Raw genomic sequence first — 17,552 nt, forward strand, 5'->3', positions numbered from 1 at the left:
TAATATTATTGAATATACGCAAACTACTTAAAATTAAGCTATAATGTTTCAATAAAGAAGGGTCAATAACTGCTTGTTTACATGATATTTAACAACATTACACCTTTTAAATATTATTTTTTCTTTTCCAGAAATATTTTCATGGAATCAAAGTTAAAAGTTAGACGATATGGCCGAAAAAACCCATGGGAAATGATCCCCCCTATCAGAAACCCAAACCGGCTCTCAAAACCTGGCGGAAGCGCTCCGAACAAACCGCGAACATCCCTTTCCTCGATATTTCCCAAAGTCAGCCGATCCACCGTAAAGGGGCGTACCTGTACTTCTCCTCCGCCCCCCATGCCCTCTTTGGCTTCGCCCAGCTTGATACCGGCCGTTTTAATGGTGGCCTCGGTAGCAGTGAAACCCCCTCCGGCCAGTCCGGTGTCGATGAAAAAAAGCTGGGGTTGGCCGCTGTTGACTGTCCCCCAAGCCACCATTATATGGTCTCCGGCCATCCAAAAAGGCAGGCCTCCGCTAATAGACACTGCCGTGGCTTCTCCGGAGTTGCGACGGGCTAGGACCAGTTTTCCTCCCGGATAATCCAAGGTAAAATTGAAATGGTATAGGAAACATGTACCCACTACCCCCCGAACAGGTTGTTGAAACATCTGGGCTGCCCGTTTGGGGGCCTGGCTAATGTTAATGGGAACATTGCGAACGATAAATGATCCAGCTTTGACGCTATCCAGTATCCCATGATAGGTAGCAGCGGTTTTCCCACCTGCAAACGTAGCGGTCTGCGTACCCAGGAATTTTATTCCAAGGTCTTTCGCTAATTCTTCATCTATGCTCAGTTCCCAGCCGCCGGTGTCGATCAGGAACATCGTCTCTCTGCCGTTGACCGTGAGCATAATCAAAGGCAGGGGATCAGTCTGGACGAACGGCAGTTCGGTCACTATGGCCGCACTTTCGATGAGGTACGGCGTTCTATCTTTGAATGCCTGCAGTTTGTCGGCTTTGGCCATCTGGCCGGCCTCGGCGAATAGCGACCCGGCTTCGGCGAAGCGGTCCTGGCGGTAATAGGTTTCCGATAGCAGGCCGATGGTCTTGACACGAACAGAACTGTCTGTCAGGGCTTTCTTTAAATGCGTCTCTGCCTTGCTGAAACGGTTGCCGTAAAGGGCAATCTGTCCTAGCATTAGGTTGGCATAGACATTGTTCGAATCCTTTTTCAGTATCCGGTTATAATATGCCTCAGCTTCAGGGAATAACCCTTGATAAAATAAATTATCCGCTTTTCCCATTGCATCTTCGGCTTTTCCGTTGTTAGCCAAACCAAGTATGGCTATCATAAATACGATGATTGTATATTTCATGCTAACCTCACTTGTTTGAGTTTAAAATTGACGGGATCCTCCTATACAGCCAGTGCTCGCTATTTCCGCAGACACCGCACAGTGTCTCCGACGGAACGGATCAGGGTGAACCCGTCGACCCTGCCGTCCAGGCCGGTGGTGAAGCTGACCGAGCTGCCAGTCTGTTCGATCACGAAGCTCCGGTCAGAGGCTGGTACCAGACGCATCTTGGGGCCGTTCTCGCGCTGGAAGAATAGTTGCCCCCCGTCAGCGGAGATGACCCGGATGCCATACTTTCCGGGATACGAGTCAAGCATGGCGGAGGATGGTTTGAGGTTTCGCGCTTCTGCCCGCTTGACCGCTGCCAGGTTGTCGTATTCAAAGCGTTCGGCGGATGATGGTGCAGTCCGGGCCAGGGTGTCTAGGGCCATCAGATAAGCGACCTCTAAAGCGCTGTCGGCCGGCACTGGGACATGAGGCTGAACCCCGGTTCCCTCCCAGTTCTTTTTGGATATTGGATTGATGGCCCGGCCGATCGACACTTTGAGAACGAAATGATCGTTAAGTATCTTGAAGTCGACCGGATGAGCGCCACCGCCGGTGGTCTGGCCGACGATGGTGGCCCGCTTCAGCTCCCGCAGGTTGTTGGAGAACTCCTCGGCTCCCGAGAAAGTATAATCACTGGTCAGAATGTAGACCGGCACTTTGGCCAAACGAGGCCCTGGAACCCAGGGCAGTATCCAATACTGCTGGGTAAGATTGGTGGGCCGGGTGTATAAGTCGTTCAGGTGGGCCTCACCCTCGAACAGGTAGGTGCTTATCAGCTGGATCATCTCGGGGTGGCCCCCGCCGTTTCGGCGCAGATCGAAGATGACCGCCTGGGCATTGGCCATAAAATTCATGGCCGACACCGCAGCCGCACCGGCTCCCGGCAGCTGGGGATTATCGAACATCCTGAAATCTATGTATCCAACGTTCCCCGGCATAAGTTCGACCTTTCGAAATCCGAAATTATCGCGCTGATGGGACCGAATGACCTCCGGGAGGCTTTCACCATCCATGGTGTCGCAACGCATTTGGGCAATACGCTGCGGTCCGTATATCACCGCCAGATGGCGGTCCTTGGTTACCGACCGCAGATCGTTGGTGAGTCGCGCGGCGAAATCCTCCGGGTTGGATAATCGATCGTAAGTGCCGGCATTAAGGTTCTTCCGCAGCAGTGCCGACATGGCCTTGGCCTTGTCGGGAAATACATAGTTATTCGCCAGCAGTTTGGAAACCGAGTCGACCACCGATTTTCTGATGGCCTTGTCAATAGCTGTCTGTGTTGCCGGCAGGGCCGGGGCCAGCACCGGGAATATTAAAGCGATCAAAATGGGGAAAAATATTTTTCGCATCATGTTTGTTGCTCCTTCGATTGTGATTATTTTAGGGTGAGGGTCAATACGATCGTTGACCGCTGATAGTCGCCACTATGGTCGTTTCCGGAATATTTGAAGCCCAGGCTGCGGTACAGCCGATTAGCCGAGTCCAATCTGGGATTTGTCCGGACCAGCAATATTTTTGCCTTTAGGGCCGTAGATTCTTTGATCGCGGCCAAGACCAGTTTTTTGCCCACCATTCTTCCCCGGAATTCCGGGGCTACCGCCAATTTGGCCAGCTCGTATTTACCTTTTCCTTTATTTATAAGGGCCACGGTGCCAATTGCTTTTCCGCCAATGACGGCAAACAATATTTTTCCTCCGGGCTTGATGATATTGGCCTCTGGGTGCAACAACATCCTTTCATCAGCCGGCTCAACGGTGAAGTATTCCTCCAACCATTGCTTGTTCAACTGGTAAAATGGTTCTTTAAATTTTTTTTTGAATTCAACGATATCGACCTCCTTATACTGGCGGCTTTTTATTTTATTCGCCACCCGTTGATACATGCTTTTATCTTCCAAGGCATCCTCTATCTGGCCGATCATTTGCAGAAAATTACAATCCAGTTCGCCCAGCAATTCAGAGGTGCTTGTTTCAATGACCTTCCACAACGGTTTTATAGATGGCATCAGGGCCCGGCCTTTTTCGGTTAAGGATATCAGTCTTTTCCTCTTGTCCTTTGGGTCGCTTTTCGAATCAACCAGTCCCGACCCGGCCATCTCGGCCGCCAGCTGGTTTACCGCCGGATAGGTGATCCCAACCGCTTTGGCCAGTTCGGTGACCGACATGGCCTTCTGTTGCGAGAGCTGGAAGAATATCAGGAACCATTTGGGTTCGAAGTCAAACCCCTGTTCCTTATATATCCGTCCCACATCTTGCATCAGGCTTTCACTCAGCCTTTTTATTCGGCTGGCAGTCGCCAGCTCCCCCAGTTTTCTGATAAGCTCGGTCATATTCCCCTCAATAAAAAGTAACATAATGTGTAAGTGCTTACATAAATATATATAAAAAAATTGCTTTTGTCAAGAGAAAAATTAAAATCTTTTATATGCCGGATTACCAAAATCCAAGTATCGTTTAAGATATTGCCTGTATTCCTCTATCGAGAACCAGCCTGCCCTTCCATTCTCGGCCCTGCCCTTTTCCAGATGAAATTGCTGGGCCGGCATAAAGCTGTAACCTATAAGATAGAGCCGCCCCCCCCCTACCATCACGGCAAACATCCATCACCACCGAAACATGGCCCACCCCGCCGGTTTGATTTTGCACCAGCATGTCCCCTGGCCGCAAATCTTTCTCCTCAACCGATCGGCAACCCTTTTTCAACGAATAGGAATTTGCGTTGTCCATGGTCCATTTTAGAAATCCCTTATATGGCTGGCCGCTATCCCGGTAATAACGGCGCTTTCCGTTATAATCAAAAAGATAGAGCTGTTCCAGCCTTCCGGTCTGTTTAAAATACTCCGCCCGGAACCTGAAGCACCAGTCTGCGCACTGCTCCAGGTCCCGGCTGAACAGCATTGGCATATCAACCACTGCCAGAACGCTGTAACGAGGCGAAATGACCGGCTTCCCGTCGCACCCCAATATAACATTATCATCTTTTATCGGAAGCCTCTGGATCCAGCCAGAATACGAGCTGTCGGCATATTCCACCCGCGCATATCCGGAGGGAATTGGTATATCTTTTAGGACCCTTGCTTGGCAGATAGCGGGCACTATAAGCAACGCCCCCATTTTTATCGCGTATTTTAAACTTTTCATATATCGATCATTGTTATAAATCAAGAGCGAAGACCTTGCGGTCTTCGCCCGTTTTGTGGCTTATTCAATTACTTTACCCTGTAAACCCAACCGTATTTATCCTCTTTCTCTCCATATTGTATTCCGGTCATGGTATCGAAGATTTTTTTTGCCCACGGCCCTGTCTCTTGTGAGATGACATATTCCTTGTCTTTATAATTGATCCTGCCCACCGGGCTTATCACCGCCGCGGTGCCGGCGCCAAAAGCCTCGGTGACTTTTTTACTATTGATGCCATCCATCAGCTCATCGATCGGGATCTGCCTTTCCTCGGGAACGATCCCCAGGTCTTCAGCTATCTGAAGCACCGATTTGCGGGTGATGCCCTGCAGGATGCTTCCGGAGAGTTTTGGAGTTACCAGCTTGTTGTCGATTACGAAAAAAATATTCATGGCCCCCACTTCTTCGATATATTTGTGCTCCACAGCGTCCAGCCACAGTACCTGGCTGCAACCCTTGTCCTTGGCAATTTTGGAAGCCAGCAGGGTGCCGGCATAATTCCCGCCGGTCTTGGCCTCGCCGGTACCCCCCTGGGCTGCCCTGGTGTAGCTGTCGCTGACCCACAGCCCCACCGGGTTGAAACCCTCCTGAAAATATGGCCCCACCGGAGAAAGGATGATGAAGAAAAGATACCGGTCGGCGGGCTTCACCCCCAAAGCGGCCTCGGTGCCGATGACAGCCGGGCGGATATATAAAGAGGCCCCCACGGCCTTGGGGATCCACCGTTCCTCAAGCCTGAGCAGCTCGCCTTCGGCCTGCAGAAAAATCTCCTCTGGGATTTCCGGCATGCACATTCTTTTAAGGGAGTGGTTAATGCGCCGGGCGTTTTCCTGTGGTCGAAACAATAGAATCTCATCCTTGGGGGACTTATAGGCCTTTTGTCCTTCGAAAACCTCCTGGCTATAGTGAAGAACATTGGCGGCGGGATCAAGCAGCAAGGGCTGATAGGGTTTTATCTCGGCATTGTGCCAGCCCTTATCAACAGTATGTTCCATGGTGAACATGTAATCGGTGAAATTTCTTCCGAAAACCAGTTTTAGAGGATCTTGAAATAAGGGTTTCAGCTTATCTACCGATAACAGCGTCTTTTTGATATCCATCGCCCGCTCCCGTTTAATTAATGCATTAGGTACATATCATAGATTACCAGATGATGAAAAAAATTTCAAGTAAATAATTTGGTGATATCTTTAAAAACAATGCTATTGTTTTGCAACGAACTCAATGCCGCCAAAGACCACCGCTGCATGGATCAGCAGGTGCTTCTCTGCACTTTTGAAATTCTCTGTTTTATATGTGTATTGCCCGAAGGCCACCACATTGCCGTCCGGCAGGTGGGCCCCGCCAAAGGCCGAACTGGCGACGATCTTGGTGGGAATGGCGGGATCGATCTTAATTACCGACCCGCCGAAGATGGTGTTGATATCCACCCTAACATTCTGATCCTTAAGCTCTATGCCAGAAAGATCGATCTCTCCCTTGCCAAAGACCACATCATACTTATCCGCGGCCGTGATAACTTCGATGGCCTTTTCCTCGAATACCGCCGATTTTTTGCTTTTGCTCCAAAAGGAGATCCCGGTCAGCATCTGAATGCCCAGATAGATCAGGGACAGGGCAAATATGGTCCTGAAGATGGGTATCTTTATCCCGAACACCACATTGATTATCACGCCCAAACCTATCAGGATAAGAACCACCCCCCAAAAGACGCCGGTAAAAATAAACCCCATTCTCATAACCTCCTCCTTATATTTAATAGATTATTTTTTTGATGCACGGCAACCCTACCGGAATTGTAAATCTCTTGCTGAAAAAAGTCAACGATAAAATATTTGGGGAATATCACCGTAAGCTGGGCAAATTTGCAACTGTTTTATAACTATTAAAAAATAGTATTTGACGGGATTTGGGTTTGGGGCTGTTTCACGTGAAACAATAACTCCCCTGCGGCCTCGACCGCAGGGGAGTTAAACGGCAATGATTTGTGTTGTCTGGGGAATGTTTCACGTGAAACATTCCGTATTGGGGGGCCGGTTTATCTCTGCTCCGGGTTTTGCTCCCTTATGGCATACGCCAACTGTTGTCGGTTAATGCACCCCATCTCCACCAAGCACTCGCCGATCTTTTTTGAAGAATCGTTGATTTGTTTATATCTGGCCCGGATTATGTGTTCCACCGAGATGAATCCATGGGTCATCATTATTTCACCCAGCAGTTTTTTGTTCCTTTTCATGGCTGCGTCCTTTTAAAAATTATAATTAATCCCAGCATATGCCAGGAGTTTTTTATAATTATAAAGCTCATCATTGGATGAATTATTGACATAATTAATCCCCGCCCCCAAATCTATGCCGTTGGGGCCATCTGACAACGGAGCGGTGTAGTCTATTCCCAAAACAGTCTCTCGGTCCAGCCGGACGGTCCCCAAACTTTGTCTGGTTAATATGCTGGCATTGTCCGCTGCCGGAAGGCTATAGGCATCAAGCTTGTCATAGCTTCTGCTGATATAATTGGCCCATAAGGCCATCTTCCCGGCGGGTTCAAGTATTAAAGTTACTTTTGCCCCCACCTGGCCGCCGGAATAATCAAAATATTCGTTCACCTCGCTCAGTAAAGTGTCGGGCATATAATAAGGATCGGCGGTGGTCACCTGGTTTGTTAAATACGAGCATTCCAGGGAAAGGCCGATATTTGATCCAAGCCCCTGGCTTACCCGGCAACCCGGAGACAGGTTTGTAATATTCACTGGAACCTGGCTGTCGGCAGGCAAGGGAGAGAAATCGTACTTTTTATATCCTGCTAAAATTGTCAAACCGCTCCGGGTAGGAAGAAATATATTTATGGATAGGTTTGCTATTGATTGATCAAAGTCATATTTTGGTAAATTCTTATATTGATATCTCCCCAGGGCCCCGTCCGCTTTTAACAGCACCGGTTGAGCAATATATATTTTTGTCTCGCCGATAACTTTAAAATTATTGGTATCATAAGCCGAGCGGTCCGCAGCATTGAATTGAAAGCTATAAGCGCCACCCAAACCAACGAAACCATCTTTTCCCAAATTCCGCCACAGGATCATTTTCAGCAAATGGTCGTTTTGATTGATGCCCAAATAACTGAGGTAGGCGCTGTAGCTGCCGGAATAATCAGCTCCCAAAATCATCCCGGCCAATTTTAAGTCAATGTCGGTGTTAAGATCCAACCGGGCGGTTCCGACCACGCTGCCTCCGCCGTAGGAATCGTTATAGGCATTGCTGTCGTATTCGCCGCTCACCCCGATGCTTCCTTTGATCTGGGCAAATAAGGTTCCTGATAAAACTATTGTGATTATCCCGGTAATATAGAATTTTAAATTCCTCATGGTTGGTCTTCCTTAAAGATGATGTCACAAAGCAAGAGAAGCGCAGGTAAATAAGGTCCTGCGCTTCATTATTAAGTGCCTATCTATCGGCCCCGCCCGGTGGTTGTGCTGCCGCCCTTCTTGCCATTGGCTCCGCCTTTGGGCGTCATATCATCATCCTTTCCGTCCTTTTTACGGGTACGGGTTCTGGTCTGCTCCTTGGTCTGGGTGGAATCGGATATACCATCTCCATCCTCGTCCCGATATCTGGTCTGGGTCATTTCGCCCTGGCCCTTGTCGCCTTCCTCGGTGCGAGTGCGGATCTTCTGGTCCTGGCCTTTATTCTGGGTGCGGACCTTGTTTTGTTCCTTTACCTTAGCAGAGTCGCTCTCCGTCAATTTCTTCTCTTCCCTGGTTCTGGTCTGGGCCATCTCGCCTTGTCCATTTTGGCCCTCTTCAGTTCGAACCCTCAATTGGGTCTCCTCGCCCTGATTTTTAGTTTTGATCTCATTTTTCATTTTCAGACTGTCGCCCTCTTCAGCCAGGGCCACTGTGGTCAAGGCTAGAGAAAAAATTAAGACCGGCAGCAAAAGCATGATGAATTTCTTCATTTTATGAACCTCCTTATAAATTGCGGTTTGATGGCCAGTTTCTGTTTTGTCATATTACATTAGAGTTGCCCATTATTAATAAGGTTCCCAAACATAATTATAACATTAATATTGATATTAGACAATCAATATGATATCATGGCTTAGGTGTAGTTAATATGTTTTTTGAGTATCTCTAACTAATTGTATCGCATTGTATTATAAATATTATTAGTTTATGAACAAAACATTCGATATCATAATCATTGGCGGGGGCCATGCCGGCATAGAGGCATCGGTAGTTTGTACCGGCATGGGGCTGAATACTGCTCTATTCAGCATCACCCTGGACCGTATCGGCTGGATGTCATGCAATCCGTCAATCGGCGGATTGGCTAAAAGCCATCTGGTAAAAGAGATCGATGCTCTGGGCGGAGCCATGGGCCGGTTGGCCGATTTGTCGGGGATACAGTTCCGAATGCTGAACAAAGGCAAAGGGCCTGCGGTCTGGTCTCTCAGGGCTCAATGTGACCGCCCGCTTTATTCGGCCGAAGCCAAGCATCTTCTGGAGAACCTGCCTAATTTAGAGCTGCGGCAGGCCTTGGTTGATGACATTATATTAGAGGAGCGGTCCGGCAAAAAGTGTGCGACCGGCGTGAGGACCGAAAGCGGCCAGGAGTTTTTTGCCCAGGCCGTGATCGTGGCCACCGGCACTTTTCTTAACGGTCTGATCCATATCGGAGACCGGTCCTTTCCGGCCGGCCGGGCCGGGGAATTCCCGGCCCGAAAATTATCAGATTCTCTAAAATTATCCGGGCTGAAGATGGGCCGGCTGAAGACCGGAACCCCGGCCCGGGTTAATTCTCAAAGCGTAGACTTTTCTGCAATGTCCGAACAGCCCGGCGACCCCGACCCGCTCCCCTTCTCCCGGCAGACCAGGATTTACGAGGTCATCAATCAGCGCACCGATCAGAAAAGAAGGGTCTGGCCGGCGCTGCTTCAGATTCCCTGCTACCTTACCTACACCAACCCCGTAACCCACCAGATCATCCGAGACAATCTTTCCCGCTCGGCCCTTTATTCCGGCCGGATAACAGGCATCGGCCCCAGATATTGCCCCTCTATCGAGGACAAGGTGGTTCGCTTCTCCGAGCGACAGGGACATCAGGTTTTTATCGAGCCCGAGGGCCTCAATACCAATGAGCTGTATCTTAACGGCATCTCTTCCTCCCTGCCCGAGGAAGTTCAGGAGAAGATGATCCGCTCCATAAAAGGCCTGGAGAATGCTAAAATAACCAGGTCGGGCTACGCCATAGAATATGATTTTGTTTTTCCCACCCAGTTGTTTCCCACCCTTGAGGCCAAACTGGTATCCGGGCTGTACCTCGCCGGGCAGATCAACGGCACTTCGGGATATGAGGAGGCCGCGGCCCAGGGGCTGATGGCCGGGATCAATGCTGCTCAAAAGATTTTAGGGAACGATCCCTTCATTCTGCGAAGAGACCAGGCCTATATCGGAGTTTTGATAGATGACCTGGTCACCAAGGGAACCGAGGAGCCATACCGGATGTTCACCTCCCGGGCCGAATACCGGCTGTTGCTGCGTCAGGACAACGCCGAGCAAAGGCTTCTGGCTTATGGTTATGGCCTGGGTCTTATCGCCGAGGATAGGTGGGTCGATTTCCAAAGGACCCAAGGCAGAGTGGAGTCTGAAATCCAGCGTCTTCGTCTGGAAAAAGCCCTGCCGCCGGATGCCAATGGTATTCTTGAGAGACTGGGAACCTCGCCCATCAGCCAGCCAGCCAGCCTGGCCGAATTATTGAAACGTCCCGAGGTGACTTACGATGATCTACTGCCCTTGGACCAGTACCGCCCGGATTACGACCGGACGGTTTTTGAAAAGGTGGAGTTGGAGCTTAAATACGGCGGATATGCCAAACGCCAGCAGGATGAGGCCCTGAGGATGAGGGGGCTGGAAAATATGGTGCTGTCGAACGACTTCGATTACGATCTGGTTTATGGCCTTTCCTCCGAAGCCCGCCAGAAACTGCAGAAACTTAAACCCCTCAGCCTGGGCCAGGCCTCGAGAATATCGGGCGTGTCCCCGGCAGATATTAGTATGCTGCTGATTCACCTGAAGAAGGCAAAACCTGCTGCCCATTAATTTCAACTTGATATCTGGGGCATTTTCTTGTAATATGGTTGTGTTCGTTTTCAGTTATAATTTGGAGGAGATGGTCATGAAAAAAATAATTATGTCGGCACTGGTCCTGATTTCTTTCTGCCTGTCCTGGGGGCAGGCCATTAAATTCGAATTCTCCAACATCCAGTTCCGCACCGGACGGGCCAGCATAGACCCCAAAACCTATCCGGCCCTTGATTCCCTGGCGGAATTTTTAAAGAACTCCGGAGCCAAGATAGAAGTTGCCGGACATACCGACAATGTTGGGGGATCCAGAGCCAATCAGCGGTTGTCCCAGCAACGGGCCGAAGCAGCCAGGCGTTACCTGATCTCCCGGCATCGTATTCCGGCATCGCAACTGGTTGCCAAGGGCTACGGGGACCTTTTTTCCCTGGTTCCCAACCTGACCGCCGAATACCGGGCTCGGAACCGCCGGGTGGAGATCACCATACTTTCCAAGATCAGGACCGCCCGGCTTTCATACATCCAGGGCAATGTCTTCACGCGCAAACAAGGCATCAGCAGCTGGCAACCGGCGGTGCTGGACCAGGTGCTTACCATACAGGACGAGGTGGTGACCGATTCGCTGGGCCGGGCCGAGATCACCTTTGACAACGGCACCAGGATCAAGGTGCTTCCCAGATCGGATGTTGTGATCACCAAGCAGTCCTGGAGCGAAAAGGAGGGGGCCGGAGATACCGAGCTAAAGCTTTTGACCGGGCGCACCCTTTCTAGAGTGTCCAAACTCCGGAACAGCCGGGAGCGCTTTTTGGTGACCACCCCCACCGCAGTGGCCGGCAGCCGTGGCGCGGAATTCATCGTGGAACAAAAGCCCGACCGGACCGCCCTGCTCTCGGTCTGGGAAAGCAATGTATCCTGGCAGTGGCCGGCAGCCGGCTCCATGGAGAGGGAGGTCCCTTCGGGCAAGGGGTGCCTTTGCCGTTACGGACAGCAGCCGGAACCCCCGGTGGACCTGCCGGCTCCGCCGTTCCCAAAATCCCCGGCGGCCAATGATACTTTCTTTTATAATCCGGACCGGACCCGTTCCATCACTTATCATTGGAGCAAGCCGGCTGATATTAAGGCCCACCTCCTGGTCTGGCAAGATGCTGATCAGAACGAGGTACTGGTTGACGCAGTTGTGTCCAACGACAGCTTTAAAATGGCTCCTCCAAAGGCCGACAAGATCTACTGGTCATTGACGGCGGTAGATTCTGTAGGATTTGAGGGACAACCCTGGCCCAGCCGGGTGTTATATCTATCCCGGAAGCTGGATAATCCGCAACTGGAGATAATAAACCCGCGGCCCGATCAGAAAATTCCATCTGCTGCCACACTAGTCGCCGGCCTGAGCGAATATAAAGCAGTAGTTACCATCAACGGGCAGACATTATCAACCCAAAATGACGGCGGGTTTTCTCAACCCCTAAAACTGACCCCGGGAATAAATAACATAATAGTTACTTCTACCGATCGGGCCGGCAATACCGCCTCGATGTCTTTCAGTGTGGTCTCTTCGCCTCTCAAGCGTTATGAGCTGCAGCCCTTTGGTGCCGGCATCAAGCTGCTGGGGGGGGATCTTGACGACAGTGAGATCGGATTCCTGGCTGGCCTGAAGGTGGGATACAATCTGTCCGAAAAGATCGGGATAGGCGTCCTGAGCGGGTATGGGCAGGCTGGAGCCAAAAATGTCGGAGCTCCTTCCCAGGAGTACCTTACGGCCATTATGGCTGCCGGAGCCTGGGGGAAATATACCTTTGCCCCGGAAGCCGCAGTCACTCCTTATTTGACAGCCGAGGCCGGAGCCATCCTGTGGAAGAACCAGTATAACGATGCCACAATTTATGAATCGAACAGCCCGTTCGTCGTCATCGGGCCGGGAGTGAGGTTCAATCTGAACCCCGGCATCGGACTGCAGGTCGAAGGGAAGGGCGGATTCATGGCCAACAATGATCCCAACTCCGGACCGCTGGATGCCAACAACCTGTTCCTCGTAGGATCGTTCGCTGTCTGCTTTGGCTTTTAAATAACCGTTGGTCTCAAAAATGATAAAAGGGCCTTCCTGCAGGAAGGCCCTTTTTCAGTAATGATGCATCAAACATTGGGGTCGGCAATTATCTTCTTCCGGCACCTTATCCATCCGGCCAGCAGCCCCAGGAAGAAAAGCAGCAGGGCCAGAACGGCAGAGAGCAACCCCAGCAGATATTTATCCCGGGGACTGGTTTGTCCGGGGTTATTATCATAGCCCCTTTCCTTGACGGTCACATATATCAAGGCCTGGGTGCTGTCCAGCTGAGCAGAGCTCCTCAGCTGGCTCTCCAGCGATTCTATCTGCTGGGTCAGCAGCTTGACGATCTCCGGTTCCGGCTTTTCGGAGGAGATCGCCCTCTCCAGATATTTTTTGAATATGCCCAGCTTCTGCCGCAGGCTCTCCGAATCGTAATAATTCTGATACTCGCTATAGCTTTTGGACTGGACATCGCCCAGTTCGGCGAAAGATCCCATAAGGGCCAGGGCCTTCTCCTTGGCGACCTGAAGGTTGATGTTTATGGAGCGTTTCTTGGTCTGATTATTGGTGTATTCGTTGAAGTTCTTGACCATGGGGTTGAATTCGGCATTGATCCGGTCGATCTTTTGGGTAACGCCTTTCATGCTCCCGACCTCTATGACCAGGTTGCCGTTTCCGGCCCCGCCGGCCGATCCGATCCTGGCGGCGACACTTTCGGCACCAGCCATTCCCCACATCAGCAAAGCAAACCAGCACAAAATATTTCGTGCCATTCATCTCTCCTTAAAATATTAACGTTGCGGTCACAAAGCATCGTATATACCAGTATAATGCCGGTGATATTCCCGGTCAAGAGAATATTTATCAGGTTTCGGCCAGCACCACCCCGCCGATCAGGATCATCCCCCCGATGACCAGTCCGGCGGTCAAATTTTCCCCCAACAGGAAGATGCCAGACAACACGGTCACCAGTGGTATCAAGTATACCACCGCTCCCAGCCGGGCGGCCTCGGTATGTTTTAAGGCCCAGGACCAGACCAGGAACCCGAAGATGGTGCACACCAAGGTCAGAAAAGCCAGCGCCCACCAGGCCGGAGCCGGCAACTGGGCCAGGTTGCCCGGAATGAAAAAAACCAGCGGCAGGCTGCCCCACAATATGGCCGACATGGTTATCAGGCTGGGATCCTCCCGGCTCATCATGGGCTTTCCCACGATGGTGTAAATTGCCCAGGATATCGGCGCACCCAGCGTGATCAGCACCCCCCACAGGTAGTTGAAGTTGATGGGGTCACTGGTCCCCCAGCGCACCACCGCAAACAGGCCGGCGAAGGAGACGATTATCCCCAGCAGTTTTCTGGCGGTGATCTTTTCCCTCAAAGCCAGCCTGGAGGCGATCAGGGTGAAGATGGGGGAGAGGCCGACCATCAGGCTGGCGGTTCCGGCTGCAATTCTGGTCTCGCCGAAGTTGAGGGCCAGATTATATCCCAGGACGCCGGTAATTCCGTACAGCAAGATGCCCCGCCACTCTTTGCCCCAGGCCACCAGCATTTTTTTGGGGCCATAGAAGACCAGCATCACAGCCAGGACGATCGCCGCCGCCGGAACATACCGCAGAGCGGTAAGCCCCATGGCTGAAAACTTCTGAACCTCCAGCAGATATTTGATGGCCACAAAAGCAATCCCCCAAGAGAGAACCACCAGCAGCATCAAGAAAAGCAGCAATATTTTTTTCATATATTTCCCGGATTATTTTCCCAATTCGGCGGTGAGGGTCCCCGCCAGTATCATGCCCGCCCCCAGCCATCCCGCCATCGGCAGCCTCTCGCCGAAAAGCACAAAGGCAAAACCCGCCGCAAACAGGGGCTCCATGGTATAGATGATGGCGGCCCTGGTGGCGGTGGTCCTTCTCTGCCAGTAGAACTGGATGACCAGCGCCCCGGCGGTGGCCAGCAGGCTGGTGACGGCCAGGTCCAGCAGTAGGCTTTGTGACCAATGCCAATGCGGTTTTTCCAAGATGCCGACGAACATGGCCGAAAGAACAATGGTGGTTATTATTTGGACCATTATCATGTCCAGGGGAGGATGTTTTTGGGTGAATTTCTGCACCAGCACCACCTCCACTGCGAAGCTGACTGCGCAGAGGGCGGTCAGCAGGTCTCCCTTGTTGAAACCTCCGGCCTCGGGACGGGAGAGGAAGTACAGCCCCGCGGCGGCCATGATCACCCCCAGTATCTGCCAGCCGTCACTTTTGGTCTTCAACATGACGACCGAGAGCGATGGCACCAGCACCACGCACATTCCGGTGATAAAGGCCGATCGGGTGGCGGTGGTGTGAACCAATCCCACGGTCTGAAAGGCAAATCCGGCGAACAAAAAAACCCCTATCAGCATTCCGTCGCGCCAGCCCTCCCGGGAAAGTTTTTTCAATCCCTTATAACAGAAAGGCAGCAACACCAACCCGGCCAGCAGGAATCGCACCCCCAAAAAGATCAGGGGAGAGGCATACAGCATGGCGTCCTTGACCGCCACAAAGGTGACGCCCCAAAAAAAGGTGGCCAGCAACAGCCACATATCGGCTTTAAAATGTCTGTTCGGCATAGGCAGATATTATATCATAAAAGCCGGGAGTTTTAATATGCTCCGGCCCCGGTGAAGGAAAGAGTATTTATATCGCCAGGCTTCGTTCTCTTTCGGAACTATTTTTATTTCCCATCATTCCCTCGATGCCGTTCAATATCTGCCGGATCTCGCTCCGGGTGGGTGGATAGTAGCGGTCGGCGGAACCAAGGGTGGGGTCCCGGTATAATTTGATCAGCTTGCCGCGGCTCTCCCGGGCGATGATGGTTGACAGCTTCTCGCCCGGCATGAATTTGGCCTGATCCTGATTCCGGAAGGAGGGATTTATCATCAGCAGGGAGAGGGCCTGTTTGCGGTACAGGGAGGCCGCCCGGATGGTCTCCCGGTAGGCCGGCTCATCGAAGATGTCGGGGCAATGGGCGGTCAGGGGCTCGGGATAGCCGTCGCTGAGCAGGATGACCAGGTTGGTGGAGCCGGGCTTGCGGAATTTCTCCAGCCGGACCATGGCCAGGGCTTTTAGCAGGCCGTCGGCCAGCGGGCTCTCCCCCTGGACCTTGAGGCCCATCAGCCCCTTGGTGATCACCCGGTAGTTGTGGGTAGGATGGTTGAGTATCTTGGCCTGCATGCCCTGCAGGGAGATCAGGCCGATGCGGTCCTGATGCAGCTTGAAGTAGCCGGTCAGGGAATCCAGTATCTCGGCGAAGATCTTGATGAAGGGGAAGGTGGATCGGCTGACGTCCACCAGCAGCACCAGGGTCATGCTCTGGCGCTCCAGCTTCTCCCAGCCCACAAAATCGCCGGGGCCGATGCTGAATTCCTTCCGGGACAGCGAATATTTGCCGCCTATCAAGGAGCCGACCACCGTCTGCAGCGGGGCCAGGGTGTTCTCGCCGGCCCGAAAGCGGACGGCCTTGATGTTGCGTCCGGACCGGTCGCTGATGACCGACCGGCGTTTCTTGCTGCCGCGGACAGTCCTGGACTTTAAGCGGCTTATTTTGTTGAGGAATTTGAAGAAGGCTTTTTTTAGCTGGCTGAAGGTGCCGGGCGGCTCCTGGAACAAAACCGGGGCCGCCTGGTCCTGAGCCTGGGGGCGGAGAAGGATGACCGGTCTTTTCTTTTTCCTGAAAGTTAGTATCTTTTTGGAGAGATCCAGAAATTTTTCAGCTAGGGATTGCCGTTTTTTTTTACCCCTGGCTGGTCGGAGGGAACGGCAACCTGGATCTTCTGCTTGGCAGTTGTTTTTTGGATCGGCTCTTTGTCCCTGGGCAGATTTTTATTGAAATTATCCATTATTTCATCGGTGGTTGGCGGCTCCAGCAGTCCGCCGTCCCGGGTGCGGTGGACCAGGGTCAGCTCGGAGGCCAGAAGGATATCGCCGGAAAAAACTTCGCTGCGCCCGTTGAGGGCGGCCAGGGTCATGGCGGTCTTGATTATCACGATATCGGGCCGCTGGCCGTCCACTTTCAGGGCGGCGCAGGAGACGGCCACCGAATCTATCAGCGACGGATCGATGGTCACCCGGGGCAGCAGCTCCCGGGCGGAGAGGATCTGCTTTCCAGTCTCCGCCTCCTGTCCGGCGAACTTTTTGTGGAAGGCCTCCCGGTCATTCTCGAACAGCAGGTTGCTCTGCACCACCTGGGAGCGGATGGCGGGATCCTTGATGGTCTCGATCTTCACGCACAGCGGGAAGCGGTCCAGGATCTGGGGACGGAGATCGCCCTCTTCGGGATTCATGGTGCCCACCAGGACAAAATCGGCCGGATGGGAGACCGAGATGCCCTCGCGCTCGATGGTGTTCCAGTGGGTGGAGGCGGCATCCAGGATGTCGTCCACCAGATGGTCCGGCAGCAGGTTGACCTCGTCCACGTAGAGGATGTTGCCGTTGGCCTGGCCCAGGATGCCCGGCAGGATCACCTTCTGGCCGGTCTTCAAGAGCTTTTCGATGTCGATGCTTCCGATCAGCCGGTCCTCGGTGCAGCTTAGGGGAAGGTTGATTATCCTCATCTTCCGGGTGACAGCCTGATGGTCCGGCCTTTGGCGGCACAGCGAGCAGAGATCCTGGGGTTTTGCCGGATGGCAGTTGAAAATGCAGCCGTCGACCGCCTGGCCCTCCGGCAGGATGGACTCCACCGAATGGACGATGGTGCTTTTTCCCGTGCCCTTGGGCCCGCTGATCAGCAGCCCGCCTATCCGGGGATTGACGATGTTGGCCAGATAGGCATATTTCAGCTTATCCTGGCCCAGAATGGCGGAAAAAAGAAAACGTCTGTTTTGAGAGATATTCATAT

At 52.2% G+C, this 17,552-nt stretch carries 15 protein-coding genes and 1 pseudogene; 2 read left to right on the top strand and 14 right to left on the bottom strand.

Annotated elements, in window-relative coordinates:
* Positions 1-113: 113 nt before the first annotated feature.
* The 9 genes and pseudogenes from A2273_03585 to A2273_03625 form a co-directional block, all read right to left on the bottom strand.
* Positions 114-1,358 carry a hypothetical protein gene (locus tag A2273_03585; protein ID OGF07562.1) on the bottom strand — a complete coding sequence of 415 codons (1,245 nt, stop codon included), beginning with the start codon at positions 1,356-1,358 and terminating at the stop codon, positions 114-116.
* Positions 1,359-1,417: 59 nt separating this feature from the next.
* Entirely contained in the window at positions 1,418-2,737 is a 1,320-nt protein-coding gene (locus A2273_03590; protein ID OGF07563.1) for a hypothetical protein, read from the bottom strand.
* Between the two features lie 23 nt (positions 2,738-2,760).
* Positions 2,761-3,714 carry a hypothetical protein gene (locus tag A2273_03595; GenBank protein OGF07564.1) on the bottom strand — a complete coding sequence of 318 codons (954 nt, stop codon included), beginning with the start codon at positions 3,712-3,714 and terminating at the stop codon, positions 2,761-2,763.
* Between the two features lie 81 nt (positions 3,715-3,795).
* A pseudogene (locus tag A2273_03600) lies at positions 3,796-4,525 on the bottom strand (hypothetical protein).
* Positions 4,526-4,593: 68 nt separating this feature from the next.
* The gene (locus A2273_03605) at positions 4,594-5,664 is read right to left on the bottom strand and encodes a branched chain amino acid aminotransferase (protein OGF07565.1); all 1,071 of its coding nucleotides are present in this window, start codon (positions 5,662-5,664) and stop codon (positions 4,594-4,596) included.
* Between the two features lie 102 nt (positions 5,665-5,766).
* The gene (locus A2273_03610; protein ID OGF07566.1) at positions 5,767-6,297 is read right to left on the bottom strand and encodes a hypothetical protein; all 531 of its coding nucleotides are present in this window, start codon (positions 6,295-6,297) and stop codon (positions 5,767-5,769) included.
* A 305-nt stretch (positions 6,298-6,602) separates the two neighbouring features.
* Positions 6,603-6,800 carry a hypothetical protein gene (locus A2273_03615; protein OGF07567.1) on the bottom strand — a complete coding sequence of 66 codons (198 nt, stop codon included), beginning with the start codon at positions 6,798-6,800 and terminating at the stop codon, positions 6,603-6,605.
* 12 nt (positions 6,801-6,812) lie between these two features.
* Entirely contained in the window at positions 6,813-7,928 is a 1,116-nt protein-coding gene (locus A2273_03620; protein ID OGF07568.1) for a hypothetical protein, read from the bottom strand.
* Between the two features lie 83 nt (positions 7,929-8,011).
* On the bottom strand, positions 8,012-8,518 hold the full coding sequence (locus tag A2273_03625; protein ID OGF07569.1) for a hypothetical protein: 507 nt from the start codon (positions 8,516-8,518) through the stop codon (positions 8,012-8,014).
* Between the two features lie 217 nt (positions 8,519-8,735).
* Between A2273_03625 and A2273_03630 the strand changes: the two genes are divergently transcribed.
* Positions 8,736-10,661, top strand: coding sequence for a tRNA uridine-5-carboxymethylaminomethyl(34) synthesis enzyme MnmG (locus A2273_03630; protein OGF07570.1), 1,926 nt, complete (start codon positions 8,736-8,738; stop codon positions 10,659-10,661).
* Between the two features lie 76 nt (positions 10,662-10,737).
* Positions 10,738-12,705 carry a hypothetical protein gene (locus tag A2273_03635; protein OGF07571.1) on the top strand — a complete coding sequence of 656 codons (1,968 nt, stop codon included), beginning with the start codon at positions 10,738-10,740 and terminating at the stop codon, positions 12,703-12,705.
* 68 nt (positions 12,706-12,773) lie between these two features.
* Here the strand turns inward: A2273_03635 and A2273_03640 are convergent, their stop codons facing one another.
* The 5 genes from A2273_03640 to A2273_03660 all read right to left on the bottom strand — a co-directional run bounded on the left by A2273_03640 (position 12,774) and on the right by A2273_03660 (position 17,550).
* Complete coding sequence (locus A2273_03640) at positions 12,774-13,445, bottom strand: hypothetical protein (GenBank protein OGF07572.1); 672 nt, start codon at positions 13,443-13,445, stop codon at positions 12,774-12,776.
* A gap of 106 nt (positions 13,446-13,551) precedes the next feature.
* Positions 13,552-14,421, bottom strand: coding sequence for a hypothetical protein (locus A2273_03645; protein ID OGF07573.1), 870 nt, complete (start codon positions 14,419-14,421; stop codon positions 13,552-13,554).
* 12 nt (positions 14,422-14,433) lie between these two features.
* Complete coding sequence (locus A2273_03650; protein OGF07574.1) at positions 14,434-15,285, bottom strand: hypothetical protein; 852 nt, start codon at positions 15,283-15,285, stop codon at positions 14,434-14,436.
* Between the two features lie 67 nt (positions 15,286-15,352).
* The gene (locus A2273_03655; GenBank protein ID OGF07575.1) at positions 15,353-16,324 is read right to left on the bottom strand and encodes a hypothetical protein; all 972 of its coding nucleotides are present in this window, start codon (positions 16,322-16,324) and stop codon (positions 15,353-15,355) included.
* A gap of 104 nt (positions 16,325-16,428) precedes the next feature.
* Positions 16,429-17,550 (bottom strand): hypothetical protein, encoded by a 1,122-nt coding sequence (locus tag A2273_03660; protein ID OGF07576.1) that lies wholly within the window; start codon positions 17,548-17,550, stop codon positions 16,429-16,431.
* Positions 17,551-17,552: the final 2 nt, after the last annotated feature.

The sequence above is a fragment of the Candidatus Edwardsbacteria bacterium RifOxyA12_full_54_48 genome (assembly GCA_001777915.1).
Classification (GTDB): Bacteria; Edwardsbacteria; AC1; order AC1; family EtOH8; genus UBA2226.

Excerpts from the sequence above, each read along its gene's own strand:
- A2273_03585 (OGF07562.1), bottom strand. The coding sequence starts at position 1,358 with ATGAAATATACAATCATCGTATTTATGATAGCCATACTTGGTTTGGCT.
- A2273_03590 (OGF07563.1), bottom strand. The coding sequence starts at position 2,737 with ATGATGCGAAAAATATTTTTCCCCATTTTGATCGCTTTAATATTCCCG.
- A2273_03595 (OGF07564.1), bottom strand. The coding sequence starts at position 3,714 with ATGACCGAGCTTATCAGAAAACTGGGGGAGCTGGCGACTGCCAGCCGA.
- A2273_03605 (OGF07565.1), bottom strand. The coding sequence starts at position 5,664 with ATGGATATCAAAAAGACGCTGTTATCGGTAGATAAGCTGAAACCCTTA.
- A2273_03610 (OGF07566.1), bottom strand. The coding sequence starts at position 6,297 with ATGGGGTTTATTTTTACCGGCGTCTTTTGGGGGGTGGTTCTTATCCTG.
- A2273_03615 (OGF07567.1), bottom strand. The coding sequence starts at position 6,800 with ATGAAAAGGAACAAAAAACTGCTGGGTGAAATAATGATGACCCATGGA.
- A2273_03620 (OGF07568.1), bottom strand. The coding sequence starts at position 7,928 with ATGAGGAATTTAAAATTCTATATTACCGGGATAATCACAATAGTTTTA.
- A2273_03625 (OGF07569.1), bottom strand. The coding sequence starts at position 8,518 with ATGAAGAAATTCATCATGCTTTTGCTGCCGGTCTTAATTTTTTCTCTA.
- A2273_03630 (OGF07570.1), top strand. The coding sequence starts at position 8,736 with ATGAACAAAACATTCGATATCATAATCATTGGCGGGGGCCATGCCGGC.
- A2273_03635 (OGF07571.1), top strand. The coding sequence starts at position 10,738 with ATGAAAAAAATAATTATGTCGGCACTGGTCCTGATTTCTTTCTGCCTG.
- A2273_03645 (OGF07573.1), bottom strand. The coding sequence starts at position 14,421 with ATGAAAAAAATATTGCTGCTTTTCTTGATGCTGCTGGTGGTTCTCTCT.
- A2273_03650 (OGF07574.1), bottom strand. The coding sequence starts at position 15,285 with ATGCCGAACAGACATTTTAAAGCCGATATGTGGCTGTTGCTGGCCACC.
- A2273_03660 (OGF07576.1), bottom strand. The coding sequence starts at position 17,550 with ATGAATATCTCTCAAAACAGACGTTTTCTTTTTTCCGCCATTCTGGGC.